15 protein-coding genes and 1 pseudogene are annotated in these 17,676 nt (G+C 64.9%); 6 read left to right on the forward strand and 10 right to left on the reverse strand.

Annotated features, from left to right (window positions below):
• Positions 1 to 93: 93 nt before the first annotated feature.
• The 4 genes and pseudogenes from IVA93_RS17720 to IVA93_RS17735 all read left to right on the forward strand — a co-directional run bounded on the left by IVA93_RS17720 (position 94) and on the right by IVA93_RS17735 (position 4,853).
• The gene (locus IVA93_RS17720; protein WP_247370291.1) at positions 94 to 1,770 is read left to right on the forward strand and encodes a glutamine--tRNA ligase/YqeY domain fusion protein; all 1,677 of its coding nucleotides are present in this window, start codon (positions 94 to 96) and stop codon (positions 1,768 to 1,770) included.
• Positions 1,771 to 1,789: 19 nt separating this feature from the next.
• Positions 1,790 to 2,176: a nuclear transport factor 2 family protein gene (locus IVA93_RS17725; RefSeq protein WP_018458090.1), complete on the forward strand. Its 387-nt coding sequence runs from the start codon at positions 1,790 to 1,792 to the stop codon at positions 2,174 to 2,176.
• Positions 2,177 to 2,260: 84 nt separating this feature from the next.
• The gene (locus IVA93_RS17730; protein WP_007610829.1) at positions 2,261 to 2,494 is read left to right on the forward strand and encodes a DUF2171 domain-containing protein; all 234 of its coding nucleotides are present in this window, start codon (positions 2,261 to 2,263) and stop codon (positions 2,492 to 2,494) included.
• A gap of 95 nt (positions 2,495 to 2,589) precedes the next feature.
• Positions 2,590 to 4,853: pseudogene (locus tag IVA93_RS17735) on the forward strand (ComEC/Rec2 family competence protein).
• A 138-nt stretch (positions 4,854 to 4,991) separates the two neighbouring features.
• On the opposite strand, the gene IVA93_RS17740 reads toward IVA93_RS17735, so the two are convergent.
• The 6 genes from IVA93_RS17740 to IVA93_RS17765 all read right to left on the reverse strand — a co-directional run bounded on the left by IVA93_RS17740 (position 4,992) and on the right by IVA93_RS17765 (position 10,380).
• Complete coding sequence (locus tag IVA93_RS17740) at positions 4,992 to 5,426, reverse strand: hypothetical protein (RefSeq protein WP_018458088.1); 435 nt, start codon at positions 5,424 to 5,426, stop codon at positions 4,992 to 4,994.
• 493 nt (positions 5,427 to 5,919) lie between these two features.
• Positions 5,920 to 6,621, reverse strand: a complete 702-nt coding sequence (gene lexA / locus IVA93_RS17745) for a transcriptional repressor LexA (protein ID WP_026233499.1) — start codon at positions 6,619 to 6,621, stop codon at positions 5,920 to 5,922.
• A 176-nt stretch (positions 6,622 to 6,797) separates the two neighbouring features.
• On the reverse strand, positions 6,798 to 8,009 hold the full coding sequence (locus IVA93_RS17750) for a molybdopterin molybdotransferase MoeA (RefSeq protein ID WP_018458086.1): 1,212 nt from the start codon (positions 8,007 to 8,009) through the stop codon (positions 6,798 to 6,800).
• A 238-nt stretch (positions 8,010 to 8,247) separates the two neighbouring features.
• Entirely contained in the window at positions 8,248 to 8,439 is a 192-nt protein-coding gene (locus IVA93_RS17755) for a hypothetical protein (RefSeq protein WP_026233498.1), read from the reverse strand.
• Between the two features lie 166 nt (positions 8,440 to 8,605).
• The gene (locus IVA93_RS17760; protein ID WP_018458084.1) at positions 8,606 to 9,232 is read right to left on the reverse strand and encodes an HAD family hydrolase; all 627 of its coding nucleotides are present in this window, start codon (positions 9,230 to 9,232) and stop codon (positions 8,606 to 8,608) included.
• A 14-nt stretch (positions 9,233 to 9,246) separates the two neighbouring features.
• Entirely contained in the window at positions 9,247 to 10,380 is a 1,134-nt protein-coding gene (locus IVA93_RS17765) for an alpha-hydroxy acid oxidase (protein ID WP_018458083.1), read from the reverse strand.
• A 304-nt stretch (positions 10,381 to 10,684) separates the two neighbouring features.
• Between IVA93_RS17765 and IVA93_RS17770 the strand changes: the two genes are divergently transcribed.
• Positions 10,685 to 12,022, forward strand: a complete 1,338-nt coding sequence (locus IVA93_RS17770) for a S41 family peptidase (RefSeq protein ID WP_026233497.1) — start codon at positions 10,685 to 10,687, stop codon at positions 12,020 to 12,022.
• A 273-nt stretch (positions 12,023 to 12,295) separates the two neighbouring features.
• Here the strand turns inward: IVA93_RS17770 and IVA93_RS17775 are convergent, their stop codons facing one another.
• Positions 12,296 to 15,028, reverse strand: a complete 2,733-nt coding sequence (locus IVA93_RS17775) for a bifunctional diguanylate cyclase/phosphodiesterase (protein ID WP_018458080.1) — start codon at positions 15,026 to 15,028, stop codon at positions 12,296 to 12,298.
• Between the two features lie 142 nt (positions 15,029 to 15,170).
• Between IVA93_RS17775 and IVA93_RS17780 the strand changes: the two genes are divergently transcribed.
• The gene (locus tag IVA93_RS17780) at positions 15,171 to 15,272 is read left to right on the forward strand and encodes a Flp family type IVb pilin (RefSeq protein WP_085353576.1); all 102 of its coding nucleotides are present in this window, start codon (positions 15,171 to 15,173) and stop codon (positions 15,270 to 15,272) included.
• Positions 15,273 to 15,281: 9 nt separating this feature from the next.
• On the opposite strand, the gene moaC is transcribed toward IVA93_RS17780, so the two are convergent.
• Genes moaC through trpD form a run of 3 tightly spaced genes read right to left on the reverse strand, consistent with a single transcriptional unit; the run spans position 15,282 to position 17,668 of the window.
• Positions 15,282 to 15,824, reverse strand: a complete 543-nt coding sequence (gene moaC / locus IVA93_RS17785; RefSeq protein WP_018458079.1) for a cyclic pyranopterin monophosphate synthase MoaC — start codon at positions 15,822 to 15,824, stop codon at positions 15,282 to 15,284.
• A gap of 1 nt (position 15,825) precedes the next feature.
• Positions 15,826 to 16,647, reverse strand: a complete 822-nt coding sequence (trpC, locus tag IVA93_RS17790; RefSeq protein WP_018458078.1) for an indole-3-glycerol phosphate synthase TrpC — start codon at positions 16,645 to 16,647, stop codon at positions 15,826 to 15,828.
• Positions 16,648 to 16,654: 7 nt separating this feature from the next.
• Positions 16,655 to 17,668 (reverse strand): anthranilate phosphoribosyltransferase, encoded by a 1,014-nt coding sequence (gene trpD, locus IVA93_RS17795; protein ID WP_018458077.1) that lies wholly within the window; start codon positions 17,666 to 17,668, stop codon positions 16,655 to 16,657.
• Positions 17,669 to 17,676 lie beyond the last annotated feature (8 nt).

The following is a 17,676-nucleotide window of genomic DNA, read 5'->3' on the forward strand; positions in this document are numbered from 1 at the left end:
CCGCCAGGGGTTGCTTGAGACCTTGCTTAAGCCCTTGGCTCAGCCAAGGGAATTTGGCAGAAGGGCCGCTGATTTCCCTACAGGATTTTCGTAATGACAGAACCGGTGGCGAACGAGGTTGGGCGCGATTTCATTCGTGACATCATCCAGGCCGACCTCGAGCAGGCCAAATACAAGGAGATCGTGACCCGGTTCCCGCCGGAGCCGAACGGTTATCTCCATATCGGCCACGCCAAGTCGATCGCGCTCAATTTCGGCATCGCCCAAGAGTTTCCGGGCCGTTGCCATCTGCGCTTCGACGACACCAATCCGGTCAAGGAAGAGCAGGAATATATCGATTCCATCCAGGCCGACGTGCGCTGGCTCGGCTTCGACTGGGGCAAGAACCTGTTCTTCGCTTCGGACTATTTCGACCGCCTCTACGAATGGGCGGAGCAGCTGATCCGCGACGGGCTCGCCTATGTCGATGACCAGACCCAGGAGCAGATTCGTCTCGCGCGCGGCACGCTGACCGAGCCCGGCAAGAACTCGCCGTTCCGCGATCGCACCGTGGATGAAAACCTCGACCTGTTCCGTCGCATGAAGGCGGGCGAATTCCCGAACGGCGCGCGCGTGCTGCGGGCCAAGATCGACATGGGTGCGGGCAACATCAATCTGCGCGACCCCGTGCTGTACCGCATCCTGCATGCGCACCATCCGCGCACCGGGACCAAGTGGAGCATCTATCCAAGCTACGACTATGCCCACGGCCAGTCGGATGCCATCGAAGGCATCACGCACTCGATCTGCACGCTGGAGTTCGAGGACCATCGGCCGCTCTACGACTGGTTCATCGAGAAGCTGCCGGTGCCCTCGAAGCCGCACCAGTACGAATTCGCGCGGCTGAACCTGACCTACACGCTGCTGTCCAAGCGTGTGCTGACCCAGCTCGTCCGCGAGGGCCATGTCGCGGGCTGGGACGACCCGCGCATGCCCACCATGGCGGGCATGCGCCGCCGCGGCGTGCCGCCGGCCGCGCTTCGCGAATTCGTCAAGCGCATCGGCGTTGCGAAAGCCAATAGCGTGGTCGACGTCGGCATGCTGGAATTCTGCATCCGCGAGGAATTGAACCGCACGTCGCAGCGGCGCATGGCGGTGCTTAAGCCGATCAAGGTCGTGATCGAGAATTATCCCGAGGGGCAGACCGAGGAGCTCGAGGCGATCAACCATCCGGATGATCCCTCCGCCGGCACCCGCAAGATCACGTTCGGTCGTGAGCTCTATATCGAGCAGGACGACTTCATGGAGAACCCGCCGAAAAAGTTCTTCCGTCTGTCGCCGGGCAACGAGGTGCGGCTGCGCTACGCCTATTTCGTCAAGTGCACCGGCGTGATCAAGAACGATGCCGGCGAGGTGGTGGAGCTGCGCTGCACCTACGATCCCGCGACCAAGGGCGGCAACGCGCCCGATGGCCGCAAGGTCAAGGCCACCATGCACTGGCTGCCGGCGGCGACATCCGTGCCCGCGGAAATCCGCATCTACAATCAGCTGTTTGCCAAACCGAGCCCGGACGCCTCGAACTTCGCCGCCGACCTCAATCCGCAGTCACTGGAAATTCTCGCTAATGCCCGCGTCGAGGCATCGGTCGCGGAAAGCAATTCGACCGAGCCGATGCAGTTCGAGCGCCAGGGCTATTTCGTGCGCGACAAGGACTCGACGTCCGACAGACCGGTATTTTCCAGGACTATCGGTCTGCGCGACACGTTCGCGAAGGAAGTTGCCAAAGGCTGAAAAGAGCTGCGAGACCACAATGAGCAACGAAGCCGACGCTATCGTTTCCGGCATCATCGCGAAATGGCGCGCCGGCTTCGCCACGCTCGATGCGGCCGCGCTCTCATCGCTCTATGCGAGGAATGCCTTCTTCTTCGGCTCCAACCCAAAGCTCTACCGGGGCAGGGCCGGCGTCGCAGACTATTTCAACGGCCTGCCGCGCTGGCGCAAGCCGAGCGCGGTGTTTTCCGAGGTGACGGCGGCGCAGGCAGGTCCTGATCTGATCAATATGGCCGCGACCATCTCGTTCGATCTCGCCGGCGAACGCCCCGATTTCTCGGTCAAGATGAGCTGGGTCATCATGCGCGAGGACGGCGAGTGGAAGATCGTCAATCACCATGCTTCGTCGCAGGCGCCGCTGATCTGACGAGCGGGCACACGGCTTCGTCATTCTCGTGAGAGAACGAACGTGCTCCCCGCGCGTTGGGGTGGGTCCAACAAGGAACCCACCATGCAGAACATCGCAGAGCATATGGAAGTGATCGGCGCCGACGGCGTCCACATCGGCACCGTCGACAAGGTCGAAGGCAATCGCATCAAGCTGACCAAGAAGGACAGCGGCGAGGGCAGCCACAAGGGCCATCATCACTTCATCGACAAGGGCCTCGTCGCCGATATCGAGGGCAACAAGGTCAGGCTGTCGGCCAAGGCGGATGTGGCCGTGACGATGGAAGAGGAAAAGTAGCGGCCGCGCCCCTTCGTTCCTGATCCGTACCGCTATCCGCCCACCTGCACGTTCCGGTAGCTTCTGGCTTCGTTGCGTATCATCGAGTGCAGGGAATGGCGGAGCCGGGCCGGTCGGTACGATCGCAGGGGATCGCGGGGACGTGGCCCGCGGGCCGCGCCGCGTCCGCGGGCGGCCTCGCGCCTCCAGGCCTCGACCTCTGGACATCGCTGGCCGAGACCCTCCGCGCCTGGCTGCGCGCCGAGGCGGGCGCCGGGCGGCTGTTGCCGTGGGTGCCCGTCGCGTTTGGCTGCGGCATCGCGCTTTATTTCTCTGCCGATCATGAGCCGGTGCTGTGGGTCGTTGCCACGACCGCCATCGCGCTCTGTTGCGGCGGAGCCGGCTGTTCGCCCCGGCCATCATGATCGCGGCGGTCGCGGCCGGCTTTGCCGTCGCAACCTGGAAGACGGCGCGCATCGCCCACCCGGTGCTGGCAAGGGCGCTCTATTCGGTGTCGTTGTCGGGCTTCGTCGAGGCTCGCGACATCCGCGAGCGTACCGATCGTTTCGTGCTGCGCGTCACGGCGATGGAGGCGCAGCGCAGCGACGTCAGGCTCGAGCGCGTGCGCCTGTCGGTCCGCAAGGGCACCGCGCCGGAGGTCGGTAGCTTCGTTCAGCTGAAGGCACGGCTGATGCCGCCACTCGCGCCGGTGCGGCCCGGCAGCTACGACTTTTCGCGTGACATGTTCTTCCAGGGCATCGGCGCCTCCGGCTTCGCGATGGGCGCCATCACGGTGGCGTCGCCGCCTGAGACCGGCGGCTTACGGCTGCGTTACGCGGCCTTCATGCAAGGCCTGCGCGATGCGATCGATGCCCGCATCCGGGCGACGCTCGACGGCGACAATCGGGCGATCGCGACCGCGCTGCTCACCGGGCGGCGCGATGCGATCACCACGCCCGTCAACGATGCGATGTTCATCTCCGGCCTCGGCCACGTGCTCTCGATCTCCGGTTATCACATGGCCGTCGTTGCCGGCGTCGTGTTCTTCGCGGTGCGCGCGCTGCTCGCTCTGATCCCCGGATTGGCGGCCGGCTTCGCCATCAAGAAATGGTCGGCCGCCGCCGCGCTGGTCGCCGCTGCGTTCTACCTGCTGCTGTCGGGCGCGGAGGTCGCCACGCAAAGGTCGTTCTTCATGACGGCGGTGGTGCTGATCGCGGTGATGGTCGATCGCCGCGCCATCACCTTCCGCACGCTTGCTGTGGCTGCGCTGATCGTGCTGGCGGTCGCGCCGGAAGCGCTGGTGCATCCGAGTTTTCAGATGTCGTTTGCGGCAACGCTCGGCTTGGTCGCACTGGTGCAGATCGGCATGCCCAATTTGTTTGCCTCGCCGGACAATTCGGCGACTGCGCGCATTGCGATGTGGGGTGGGCGCGAGATTGCGATGCTGTTCATGGCTTCGCTGATTGCGGGACTTGCGACGACGCCCTATGCCGCCTTTCATTTCCACCGTGTCACGCCGTTCGGCGTGCTCGCCAATCTCGGCGCGATGCCGGTGGTCTCTGCGCTGGTGATGCCGGCGGGGCTGTTGGGGCTGCTTGCTGCGCCGTTCGGGCTGGACAGCGTGTTCTGGTGGCTGATGGGGATTGGCATCGAGTGGATGGTCGCGGTCTCGCGCTGGGTCGCGGCCTTGCCGGGCGCGGTGGGCCGCATCCCGGCGTTCGGGATCGCGCCGCTGATCGCGGCGAGCCTGGGAATCATTGTGCTCGGCTTGTTGCGCACGCCGCTGCGCTGGTCCGGCGCCCTGGTGCTGCTGGCAGCGATCCTCTGGGGACTGTCGGCGCGGCAGCCCGACATCCTGATTGCCGGGGATGGCGCCAGCGTCGCGGTGCGGGGCAGGGACGGATATCTGCACCTGATCAGGACGAACAAGGACAGCTTTCTGCTCAAGGAATGGCTCGCTGCCGACGCCGATCCGCGCGATGCGGGCAGAGCCTCGCTTGCCGATGGCGTGTCCTGCGACGAATCCGGCTGCGTGACGCCACTGGCCGACGGGAGGCTGGTCGCGCTGGCACTGCGCGTCGACGCTCTCGCGGACGATTGCAGTCGGGCCGCGCTGGTGGTGACGACTCGTCCCGCACCGCCTGATTGCGCGGCGATGGTGGTCGATCGGCAGCGGCTCGCCAGCCAGAGCGCGCTGGCGCTGACGCAGCGTGGTGACGGTTTTGTGGTTCAGGCAGTGAGGGCGAGAGGCACGAGCCGCCCCTGGTTGCCGGCCGGCGCCGGCGAGGGTGATTTCGACGGCAGCCTCGCGCCAAAGTCGACCGCGCCTCGCATCAAGGACGCAACGCCGGCGGACACCGACCTGCAAGCCGACGATTGATCTGATGGTGCGGAGCAACGCAGTGGTTCGGTGCGTCCGTTCGGATTAGCGGGGTGCAAACCACACCATCTCGCCGGCCACGGCCGGCGATGGCGATTTAATCCTGACCTCCGACTTCGTAGCCGGAGGGCGGCTCTGTCAGCCGATCGGCAGGTGCGTGACGGTCGGCTGCCTGTCGGCGGTGATCTGCGCCTTGTGCTCGCGCTCGGTGACCGACTGAGTCACCGGCAGTTGCAGCACCGTCGCGCGCTGGCCTTCGACGAGCTGCGTCACCAGCACGTATTTGCCGTCGGGGAATTCGATCGCATCATGATGGCGGTCGGGAACGTGCGGATCGATCTTGCCGAACTTGCCCACGCGGGAATTGATGGTGCGCGTCCAGATCCAGCGATTGTCGTAGCGGACGTCGTCGGCGAAGGCGAGCTCCGTCCCCGGCAGCAGGCAGACGGCAACAGACGGATCGGCTGCAGAGGCGAAGCCGCGCGTCGAGGTGCCGCGGAAGCTTGTCGTGACGATCGTCTCGCCGACTTCGGCGGGGCGCGACGCGACGGCATGTAGGCTGTAGTCACACATCGGGTGCTCCTCATGCTGGGATAGCAACCCGCGTCTCTTATCGAGGCGCAGGCCTCTATCAGAGTGGAAGCACGAACGCTCTGCTTGGTTGTGGGCAAATCTGCGGCTGGCTTCCGCAAGCCGCGATCACATTATCTTTCCCGAATTCAATAGGAACAAAGCTCGCCGCGATGCATTCGGGAGGCGCGTACGCGAACATTGCCAACTTGGCTGCAACGGCCGAACTTGACCGCTGGTCGCTGTTTCCTCGAACAACCGAGCCGCGAAGCGGTGCTGCTTGAAGCGGTGCTGCTTCGTCGGCGTGGCGAGGAGCCAGCGTTGGAGGAGGGGCCGGATAGTCTGTGCAGAACCAGAAAGGCTATCCAGCCGGAGCGGACGATGATCCGCTCCAATCTCTGACCGGCGATGTCGATCGGAAGCGCGCGAGGCGCCAAGCACCTCCGGCATGAAGTGCTTCCGATATGAAGTACTGCCGATAGAAAGACTCCCGGTATCAGTACTTCCGGTAAAGCCCGATCAGCTTGCCCTGAATCTTCACCCGGTTGGGCGGCAGGATGCGGACCTCATAGGCCGCGTTGGCGGGCTCGAGCGCGATCGAGGCGCCGCGACGGCGGAAGCGCTTCAGCGTCGCTTCCTCGTCGTCGATCAGCGCCACCACGATGTCGCCGGTATCGGCGCTCTCGTTGCGCTGGATCAGGGCCATGTCGCCGTCGAGAATGCCGGCTTCGACCATCGAGTCGCCGCGCACTTCCAGCGCGTAATGCTCGCCCGAGCCGAGCATGTCAGGCGGTACGCTGATAGTATGGCTGCGGGTCTGCAACGCCTCGATCGGCGTGCCGGCCGCGATGCGGCCCATCACCGGCACCGCGACGGGACGTTCGCCCTCGTCAGCGGGCAGGCTCGCGCTCGCACGCACCTTGCCGAGATTGCCCTCGATGACGCTCGGCGTGAAGCCGCGGCGGCTGCCAGCGGCTGCCTGGAGCTCCGGCAGCTTGATGACTTCAATCGCACGGGCGCGGTTGGGCAGGCGTCGGATGAAGCCACGCTCCTCGAGCGCCGTGATCAGGCGATGGATGCCCGACTTCGAGCGCAGATCGAGCGCATCCTTCATCTCGTCGAAGGAGGGCGGCACGCCGCTTTCCTTCAGACGTTCACTGATGAACCGCAGAAGCTCGTATTGTTTGCGCGTTAACATCTCGACCAAAGTCCCCCGGTTGATGTCGTCCGATTCCGAGACGCTGAATTCGGCCATAAGCCGCTGCATGCTCGAAACAAATCATGAACAGACACTATATGTTCGATACATGTTCCGCAACTGCTTAATTTACCGTGAACAGAGCAAAGTGCGCGGAACGCGCGTTGCGGGGGCGCTCAGACGGGGAGCCGCAACACTTCGCAAGCCGTGCCGGCTTCGGCCTTCGGCGCGAATGGTGCGCGGACGAGAAGTACCTGTGCTGCAGCGAGATTCGCAAGCAGCGAAGAGTCCTGATGATTGACGGGAACAACGACGCGTGTGCCATCGTCACGCTCCTCAAGATGCGCGCGCAGATAGTCCTCGCGCTGGTCGTTGGCGCCGACGTCGCGGCCGAGCACGGCGCGTTCACGGCGATGGTGAATCACTGAACGGCCCGACAGGGCGCGAATCAGCGGCACCATGAACAGGAAAGCGCACACGTAGGACGATACGGGATTGCCCGGCAGGCCGATCACACCCATTGCGCCGAGTCGCCCGTGCATCATCGGCTTGCCTGGCCGCATCGCGATCTTCCAGAACGCCATCGCGATGCCTTCGTCCCGCAGTGCCTGCTGGACCAGATCGTGGTCGCCGACCGATGCGCCGCCGGTCGTGATCAGGACGTCGGCGCCGCTCTCGCGGGCGCGGCGGATGCCGGCGGTGGTGGCCTCGAGCGTGTCGGCGGCAATACCGAGGTCGATGGTCTCGGCGCCCTCGCTGCGGGCGAGCGCGTGCAGGGCGTAGCCGTTGGAATAGACGATCTGGCCGTGGCCGGGCGTGGTGCCCGGCATCACCAGCTCGTCGCCGGTGGCGAGAATCGCGACCTTCGGACGCCTGACAACGGCAAGGTGCGGATGATTCATCCCGGCGGCGAGCGCGAGGTCTCGCTCGGTCAGACGGCTTCCCTTGCGCAGGAGCACGTCGCCCTCGCGGAAATCGACGCCGGCGGGGCGGATGTGCCGGCCGGCGATCGCGGCTTCCTTGATCGTGATGCGCTTGCCGGCGGCGACCGTGTCCTCCTGGATCACGACGGCGTCCGCGCCAAAGGGAACGACGCCGCCGGTGAAGATCCGCACGGCCTCGCCGGCTCCGACCGTCCCCTCGAACGGTCGGCCCGCTGCGACTTCGCCGATGACGGTGAGCTCCGAATCGATCGTCGCGGCATCGGCCGCGCGCACCGCGTAGCCGTCCATCGCCGACATCGCTTGCGGCGGCTGCGTGCGCCGCGCCACGACGTCACGCGCGAGCACGCGATGGTAGGCCTCGTCGAGGGAAATCATTTCTTCCGGCAGCGGCTCTGCACCCGCCAGCACCGCGGCAAGCGCGTCAGAAACCGGCATCAAGGCCACGGCGAAAACTCCTGCTCGGCACGTTCGGGCGAATGTTCCGCACGTCTTCTAGCCGAGCGCAGGCGCAGAGGCAAAAGCGGCTGAGCAGGCACAGTCATCCCGCCCCTTCACATTGTTCCGGAAGGCAGGATCAAGCGCGTCGCGGCATGATCCGAAGGAGGTCACAGATCGGCAGGAGAGTGGTCATGGAAGCGACGAAAATCATGGCAAGGCGAGAACGCGCCATGGCCTGAATCGATCAGCTCCCTGCCTGCCCGGGAGTTACGTCGGGCGCCTTGGATCCCTGATCCTTGTCGGGCAGCGGGTCGGCTTGGGATTTCAGGTCGGCGGCCTTGCTCACAAGCTTGGCGGAAAGGTCCGAATCTGAAGTTGTCCTCGCGAATTCAAGAAGAAGAGAGGCCTGCTTGGTGAGGTAGGTTTTGCCCAGCACGATGATGCATCCGTCCGTAGAAGTCCCAACGGACTCTAAGAGTCCGGAAGGCGGTATTCCGTTCCCGGAACTCTGTATAAAAATGCACAAAGTGATCCGGTTCCTCAATTTTTCAAAATTGGTCCGTCGGGCCGTGCCGTCGTGGGTTTCGCGACAACGGACGTCGTCAAATGCCCAATGCCTTCAATGCGTTCCCGACGTCACGCGGCGAGGTCACATGCACCGTCATCAAGCCGCGCGCGCGCGCTCCCTCGATGTTTTCGGCAAGATCGTCGAAGAACACGATGCGCCCGGCGGGCACGCCGATCGCCGCAACGACGTGGTCGAAGGCCTCCGCATCCGGTTTGCGCAGGCCGATGCTGGACGACAAATACAGCTCGCGGAAATGGCCGAGGAGGTCGGCATATTCCCTCGAGAAATGGTCCACGTGCGGCCGGTTGGTGTTGGAGAAAGCATAGAGCGGCATCTGTTTCGCTGCGCGCGGCAGCAGCTCGGCGATGTCAGGCATTTCGCCGGCGAAAATCGCGTTCCAGCCTTCCAGGAATTGCGCGTCCGAAATGCCGATTCCGAGCGAGGCTCGCAATGAGGCGAAATAGTCCTCATCGCTGATCTTCCCCATCTCGTGCAACCGATAGGCTTCGCTGTCCCGCACATAGCGCGCGACGATGGCTTCGGGCTTGCAGCCGGCATGTCCCGCCCAGCAGGCGATCGCCTTGGAGAAATCGATATCGAGCACGACGCGGCCGAGATCGAACAGGAGCGCATCCGCGCTGCCGGGAGAGAGCGATGTCACCTGCGTCCTTTCACTCAGTATCGATACGGCTCGTGGTCGAACAGCGGAAACGCGCTGAACACACTCGGCGCGTTGGTTGCGGTCGCCTGGTGCAGGCAGGATTTGTTGACCTCGGCGAACGAGGTCGCACCCAAGAGGCCGAGGCAGCGCAGCACTTCGTCCTCGAGCAGTTCCAGCATGCGCGCCACGCCGGCTTCGCCGGCCGCCGCCAGCGCCCAGCATTGCAGCCGGCCGATGCCGACGAGGTCGGCGCCCGCCGCGATCGCCTTGACGATGTCGGTGCCGCGACAGACACCGCCATCGACCATGATCTTGGCGCGGCCGTTCACGGCGTCGACGATCTCGGGCAGCACGTGCATGGCGCCGCGACCGTGATCGAGCTGACGGCCGCCATGGTTGGAGACGTAGATCCATTCGACGCCGTGATCGATCGCGATCAGCGCGTCCTCTGGCGTCGCGATGCCCTTGAGGATCAGCGGGATCTTGAACTTGTCCTTGATCATCTTCACCGTCCGCCACTCCAGACCCTTCTGGTAATCGCCCCCGGTGGCGCGCAAGCGGCTCTCGCGAACGTAGCGCTTGGCGATGTCACGTTCGCGGCGGCTGTAGTGGGCGGTGTCGACGGTCAGGCAGAAGGCGGCGTAGGCGTTCTTCTCGGCCCGGCTGACGACGTCGGCGACGAAGGCGTCATCGCCGCGCACATAGAGCTGGTAGAGCCGCAGCGCGTCGGACGCAGCTTCGGCGGTCTTTTCTAGGCCGGGCTCGGACACCGAACTGAGCATGTGCGCCGCACCGAAAGTGCCGCAGGCGCGTGCCACGCTCGCCGCACCATCCGGATCGAAGATCTCGAGCGCGCCGACCGGGGCGAGGACCACGGGCAGGCGCATCTTGCGGCCGAACTGTTCGACCGAACCTGTAACCTTGCGAACATCGCGCAGCACGCGCGGGCGGAAAGCGATCTCGTCCAGCGCCATGCGGTTGCGACGCATCGTGGTCTCGGTCTCGGCCGCGCCGACGATATAGTCCCATGCATTCTGGTTGAGGTTGGCGCGGGCTTTCCGGATGAATTCATGCAGATTCTGGAACGGCTCGGTGCTGGCGCCGAGCTCGACGTTCCTTTCCGGTTGGATGCGGGGTGCTTCGTTCATTGTTATCCTCCCGAGAATTTGAAGCCTTCCCTGATCGCCTAACCCGTCCGGGGCGCCAAAACCATCCTAAAATGGCATGGCTGCGAGGCGCGGGCCGGCCGGCCGACCCCCGCGGCGCACGAACCGGTCCTGCAACGTTGCCGAAAGTTTAGGTCCGGACCAACCGATTTTTACGGTGTACCCGCCGGCGTGGCATCCCGGCCTTGAAGAAACCAGAATGGTATTGTGAGAAGCAGGCTGGATCGCCATTTGCATGGCGGCTCCCAGCCCCACCGAACCGCGAAGCAAAAAGGCCAGCCTATCCATGCGGAAAACCCTGCTGTTTCCACTGGGCGCGCTCACCGGAGCGTGTCTGACCCTTTTGGTAGCCAGTCCGCACGGCGGCGTATGGGCGGCACGGGCGGCAGCGAGCGCGGATGACGCCTATTCCAAGCTCAATCTGTTCGGCGAAGTGTTCGAGCGGGTGAAGGCGAGCTATGTCGAGAAGCCTGACAATGCCAAGCTGATCGAAGGCGCGATCACCGGCATGGTGACCTCGCTCGATCCGCACTCGCGCTACATGAACGACAAGGCCTGGACCGAGATGCAGGAGACCACCTCCGGCGAGTTCGGCGGGCTCGGCATCGAGGTCACGATGGAGGAGGGGCTGGTCAAGGTCGTCTCGCCGATCGACGACACGCCGGCATCCAAGGCCGGCATCATGTCGGGCGACCTCATCAGCAAGATCGACGGCGATGCCGTGCAGGGCATGACGCTCGAGCAGGCCGTCAACAAGATGAAGGGGCCGGTCGAGACCCAGACCAAGCTCACGATCGTGCGCAAGGGCGCCGACGCCCCGCTCGACGTCGCGATCAAGCGCGAGATCATCCATGTGCGTCCCGTGCGCTTCCACGTCGAGAACGGGGATATCGGCTATATCCGCGTCACCTCGTTCAACGAGCAGACCACCGATGGCCTGAAGAAGGCGATCGCATCGATCACCAAGGAGGTTCCGCCGGAGAAGCTGGTAGGCTACGTGATGGACCTGCGCAACAATCCGGGCGGATTGCTCGACCAGGCCGTGTCGGTGTCGAGCGCGTTCCTGCAGCGTGGCGAGGTCGTCTCGACCCGCGGCCGCAATCCGGAAGAGACCCAGCGCTTTACCGCCCATGGTGGCGACCTCACCAAGGGCAAGCCGCTGGTGGTTCTCGTCAACGGCGGCTCCGCCTCAGCCTCGGAAATCGTGGCCGGCGCGCTGCATGACCACAAGCGCGCGACGCTGATCGGCACGCGCTCGTTCGGCAAGGGCTCGGTGCAGACCATCATTCCGCTCGGCACCGGCAACGGCGCGCTGGCGCTGACCACGGCGCGCTACTACACGCCCTCGGGCCGCTCGATCCAGGCCCAGGGCATCGCGCCCGACATCGAGATCCTCCAAGACGTGCCGCCCGAGCTGAAGGGCCGGATGGACACCATGGCGGAGTCCCAGATGCGCGGTCATCTCCAGGCAGCCGACGGCACCGAGCAGACCGGGTCGCAGTCCTATGTCCCACCGGAAGCGAAAGACGACAAGGCCCTGCATACGGCCTACGACTTCCTGCACGGCCAAACCGCGAATGCGGTCGCCGCCAAGCCGGCGTCGAAGGCTGCGGTGCCGAACTAGGCGCTCGCGACGGTAAGGTGTTGATCGCCCGGGAGCGGATAGCCGTTCCCGGGCGAACTTGTTTCGGGACGCTGTGTCAGCTCGGGTTCATGGCCGCGAAGGTGGCCTCGTAGCAGCCATCGCGCTCGGCCCAGCGGCGGGCGCGGTCGCGCTCGACCAGACCTCGCCGCTGGACCCGCAACTCCAGCAATTGCATGACCTCCGCGACACCCTGCGTCGTGTGTATCGAGGAGAGCTTCTGGGAATGCCGCTGCGCCGACCACGAGGTCCGAACTAGCTTGCCTCGCGGCGCCGGCCTTCCTCGCCATTACGCCGGGCGAGACGGCTGCGATGAGCTGCGAACAGCTCCAGCACCTTGTCGGCGGGCTTTGCGGCGCTGAACAGATAACCCTGCATCTCGGAGCAGCCGAGCGCGCGCAGCAACCGCTGCTGCTCCTCGGTCTCGACGCCCTCGGCCGTGGTGGTCATGCGGCGGGCGGCCGCGAGATTGACGAGCGCCTGCACGATGCTGGCGGAGCCGTCGGGGCCGGCGATGTCGTTGACGAAGCAGCGGTCGATCTTGATCTTGTCGAACGGGAAGCGGTGCAGATAGCTTAGCGAGGAGTAGCCGGTGCCGAAATCGTCCAGCGCGATGCGGACGCCGATGGCGCGGAGTTGATGCAGGATCGCAAGCGCCGTGTCGTCGTCGCGGATCAGCACCGCCTCGGTGATTTCGAGCTCGAGCCGGCTCGCCGACAAATTGGAGGCGGCAAGCGCCGCCATGATCTTCAGCGCCAGCGTGCCGCTCTTGAATTGCACCGGCGAGACGTTGACGGCGAGGCGGATGTCGTCGGGCCAGTTCGCCGCGTCCCGGCAGGCGGTCGCCAGCACCCATTCGCCGATCTCGTTGATCAGGCCGGTGTCCTCGGCGATCGGAATGAACTCGGCCGGCGAGACCATGCCGCGCTCGGGATGGCGCCAGCGCACCAGCGCCTCGCAGCCGGTGATGCGGTCGTCCTTCAGGCTGAGGCAGGGCTGGTAATACACCTCGAGGCCGCCTTCGCGTCCGCCTTGGGCGATGGCGTGGCGCAGGGCGATCTCGAGCTGCCGCCGCTCGTGGATCTTGGCGTCCATCTCCGGCTCGAAAAAACGGTAGGTGCGGCGCCCGGCGGCTTTGGCGGCGTACATCGCCATATCCGCGTTCTTCAGGATCTGGTCCAGCGCCGTTCCATGTTGCGGCGCCAGCGCGATGCCGATGCTGGCGTCGGTGGCAAGATGATGTCCCATGCAGTCGAACGGCGCGCGGATGGCCTCAAACACCCGCGCGACGAGTTCGTTGACCTGATCCAGCGATGTCACCGCGCTCTGGACGATGGCAAATTCGTCGCCGCCGAGGCGCGCCACGAAGTCCGTCGGCCCCGCACAGCGGTGGAGGCTCTGCGCGACCGACTTCAGGAGCTCGTCGCCGACGAGATGCCCGAGCGCGTCGTTGACGCCCTTGAACTCGTCGATGTCGATGTAGTGCACCGCGAGTTGTTCGCCGCCGGCGACGAGATCGAGTTCCTGACGCAGATGCTCGTGGAACATGGTGCGGTTGGGCAGGTCGGTCAGTGCGTCGTAATGAGCGAGATGGGTGATGCGCTCCTCGATACGCCGGCGCTCCGTGATGTCCTCATGCGTCGCCACCCAGCCGCCATCCGTGAGCGGTTCGTTCACGATCTGGATCGAGCGACCGTCGGAGGTCTCGACCACCATGGAATTGCGCACGTGGACGTCGCGCAGGACCCGTGCGACATACTGGTCCGCATCGCCGGTGAACGAGCCGGTGGCTTTGCGGTGTGCAATGATGTCGTGAAAGCTGCAGCCGGGTCTCACGATTTCGGCCGACAGCCCGTACATCTCGATGTAGCGCTGATTGCAGATCACGAGCTGCTGCGAGGCGTCGAACAGCAGCAGGCCCTGGGTCATGTTGTTGACGGCGCGGTCGAGACGCTGCTTTTCCAGCGTCAGCCGTTCCCGCGAAAGACGATGCTGCTCCAGGAGCTTGCGAACGATCGCGATCAACACGCCCGCGATGGCGAGCGCGGAAGAGGCCGCGACCGAGATCAGGATGCCGATCTGCTCGCGCCAGTCCGTCAGGGCCGTCGCGCGCGTCGTGGTGGCCATCATCAGGATCGGGAAGTGAGGCAGGGCATGTGAGGAAATCAGCCGGTCCTCGCCGTCAACGGGGCTCATGAAGCGGCCGGTAAAATGGTCGAGCCCGAAAACCCTTTGATGCGCGAACGGACCGTTCTTGAAATTCCGTCCCATCAATTCACTGGAATGGGGATAACGGGCGAGCATCGTGCCGTCCCGGTGCAGCATCGAGATCGTCGTGCTTTCGCCGAGCACGGCTGACTCGAAGAATTTTTCGAAGTTTGCCGGCTCGATGCCGCGTCCGACCACACCCATGAATTCGCCGTTCGGTCCGACGACCTTGCGCACGATCAGGATGGTCCATGCGCCGGAGATGCGACTGTAGAGTGGCTCGATCAGGACGTCGGGAGCGTCGGGATCGTACCGGAAGGTCTGGAAATAGGCGCGATCGGCAACGTTCACGTTCGGGGCCGGCCATGCCGCCGACGAATTGATCAAATTGCCTTCGGCATCGATGATATTGACGCCGCCCATGTAGGGCAGTGCCTCGATCTTCGAACGCAGCATCCGGTGGAGGTCCTGGCCGGCGAGGCGCTTGCGATAGTCCGCCGCACTGGTGATGCCGCTTGCGCGGACGTAGTCGACGAAATCCTTCTGGATGACCGCGAAATCCTGCAATTGCTGGTCGAAATGATGGGCCAGCATCAGCACGGTGTTTTCCAGCTCGCGCCCGGAGCTGCGCAGCGCACGTTCGCGGAAATTCTGCGCCATCAGCGTCGCGCCGACGGCGATCGCAGCGATCAACAGTGTGCCGCCCACCACCAGCCAGCGGATCGGTCCGCTGCGCACGAAGGCCTGGTCAAAAAGGCGACTGCCGAATCCCGTCATCATGATCGATCGTTGTCGTGCACACGCCAGGGTCAATTCTTGGCCCCGGAAACATCCGTTGGTTTACGGGAACGGAGTGGAGGCGAAGTTAGCAAGCTGGGTTAATGGGCCGTGAAGGGACCCTCGCAAAAGCAATCAATATGCGATCGAGTATGGGCTGATTGCGCTCGCGATCGTCGCCGTGGTGGACGGCCTGGGCAGCAAGCTCAATTCAAAATTCGGGTCGATCAGCGCGTCGTTGAAGTAGCAGCCGCAATCAGACGCGGTAATGGCCGGACTTGCCGCCGAGCTTCTCGACCAGATGGATGCCTTCGATGCGCACGCCGCGCTCCACCGCCTTGATCATGTCGTAGATGGTGAGGCAGGCGACCGAGACGGCGGTGAGCGCTTCCATCTCGACGCCGGTCGGGCCCGTGACCTTCACGCTGGCGCGGACGAGGCAGCCCGGCAGCGTTGCGTCTGGCTCGATCTCGACCGTCACCTTCGACAGCGCGAGCGGATGGCAGAGCGGGATCAGCTCCGCGGTGCGCTTGGCGGCCATGATGCCGGCGATGCGGGCGGTGCCGAGCACGTCGCCCTTCTTGGCGTTGCCGGACACGATCAGGTCAAGCGTCGCCCTGGTCATAACGACGCGTCCTTCCGCGACCGCGAGCCGCTCGCTGGCGGGCTTGTCCGACACGTCAACCATCCGCGCCTCGCCGGAGGCGCCGATATGGGTGAGGGCAGGGCCGGTCTTGGTGTTGGACTGGGTCTTGGACTCGGACTTGGCTGGTTTCGTCGCGGTCGGCTTGCGGGCCATGTCAGCGCGTGCCCGTCGCGCGCGCCGTCGTCTCGCGCGCCAGCAATGTGCGCGTCGCAGCGGTAACATCGGCTTGCCGCATCAGGCTCTCGCCGACCAGGAAGGTCGACATGCCGACGCGCTCGAGCCGGGCGAGATCGGCGGGCGTGAAGATGCCGCTCTCGCCGACCATCAGCCGGTCGCCGGGGATCAGCGGCGCCAATGTTTCGCTGGTCGCAAGCGTGGTTTCGAAGGTGCGCAAATTGCGATTGTTAACGCCGATCATCGGCGAACGCAGCTTCAGCGCGCGGTCAAGCTCGGCGCGGTCGTGGATCTCGATCAGCACGTCCATGCCGTGGGCGATGGCGGCATCCTCGAGCTCCTTGGCCGCGGCATCATCGAGCGCCGCCATGATGATCAGGATGCAGTCGGCGCCGTGCGCGCGGGCCTCCGCCACCTGATAGATGTCGAACATGAAATCCTTGCGCAGCACCGGCAGTGACGTTGCCGCGCGGGCCGCCACCATGAAGTCGAGATGGCCCTGGAACGAGGGCGTGTCCGTCAGCACGGACAGGCAGGCAGCGCCGCCGGCCTCATAGGCCCTGGCCAACAGCGGCGGATCGAAATCGGCGCGGATCAGGCCCTTTGACGGCGACGCCTTCTTGACCTCCGCGATCAGCGCGTAGTCGCCATTGGCGTGCTTGGCCTTGATCGCGCGCAGGAAGCCGCGCGGTGCTGCTTGCGCCTTGGCCTTCGCCTCTACCGCCGACAGCGGCTGCGCGCGCTTGGCCGCAGCGATTTCTTCGCGCTTGTAGGCTTCGATCTTGGTCAAGATGTCCGACATGTCAGGCTCAGCCGTTCGAGACCGCGATCAAATGTTTCAGCCGCGCGCGCGCCGCGCCGCTGTCGAGTGATTTTGCGCCGATCACGACACCTTCCTTGAGATCCCCGGCACGCCCCGCCACGACCAATGCGGCAGCGGCGTTGATCAGCGCGACGTCACGGTAGGGGCTCGGTTTGCCGCCGAGCACGCCCTGCAAGGCGATAGCGTTGGCGTCGGCGTCGCCGCCTTTGAGTGCACCGGCCTCGCAGCGCGGCAGGCCCGCGTCCTCCGGCGTCACCTCGAAATTCCGGATCTCGCCATTGTGGAGCGCGGAGACGAAGGTCGGGCCGGTGAGGGTGATTTCGTCGAGGCCGTCTGAACCGTGCACGACCCAGGCGGATTCAGAGCCGAGGTTCTTGAGCACTTGCGCCAGCGGCTGCACCCATTGCCGGGAGAACACGCCGACCATCTGCCGCTTCACACCGGCCGGATTGGACAACGGACCGAGCAGGTTGAAGATCGTGCGTGTCGCAAGCTCCACCCGGGTCGGGCCGACGTTCTTCATGGCGGGATGATGGGCGGGCGCGAACATGAAGCCGATGCCGCATTCGCGTATGCAGCGGCCGACCTGCTCCGGCCTCAGATCGATCTTCACCCCGAGCGAAGCCAGCACGTCGGCAGCGCCCGAACGCGACGATAGCGCGCGGTTGCCGTGCTTGGCCACCGGCAGACCGGCGCCCGAAACGATGAAGGAGGCACAGGTCGAGACATTGACCGAGCCGGAGCCGTCGCCGCCGGTGCCGACAATGTCGACGGCGTCCGCGGGCGCATCGACCGTGAGCATCTTGGAGCGCATGGCCGAGACCGCGCCGGTGATCTCGTCCACGGTCTCGCCGCGTACCCGCAACGCCATCAGCAGGCCGCCCATTTGCGAGGGCGTAGCCTCGCCGGACATCACGGCGTCGAAGGCGGAAGCCGCTTCGTCACGCGACAGGCTGGCGCCGGTCGCCACTTTTCCAATGATCGATTTCAGGTCGTCCATCGCGTGCT

The sequence above is a fragment of the Bradyrhizobium sp. 155 genome, assembly GCF_023101105.1.
In the GTDB taxonomy this organism is placed as follows: Bacteria; Pseudomonadota; Alphaproteobacteria; order Rhizobiales; family Xanthobacteraceae; genus Bradyrhizobium; species Bradyrhizobium canariense_D.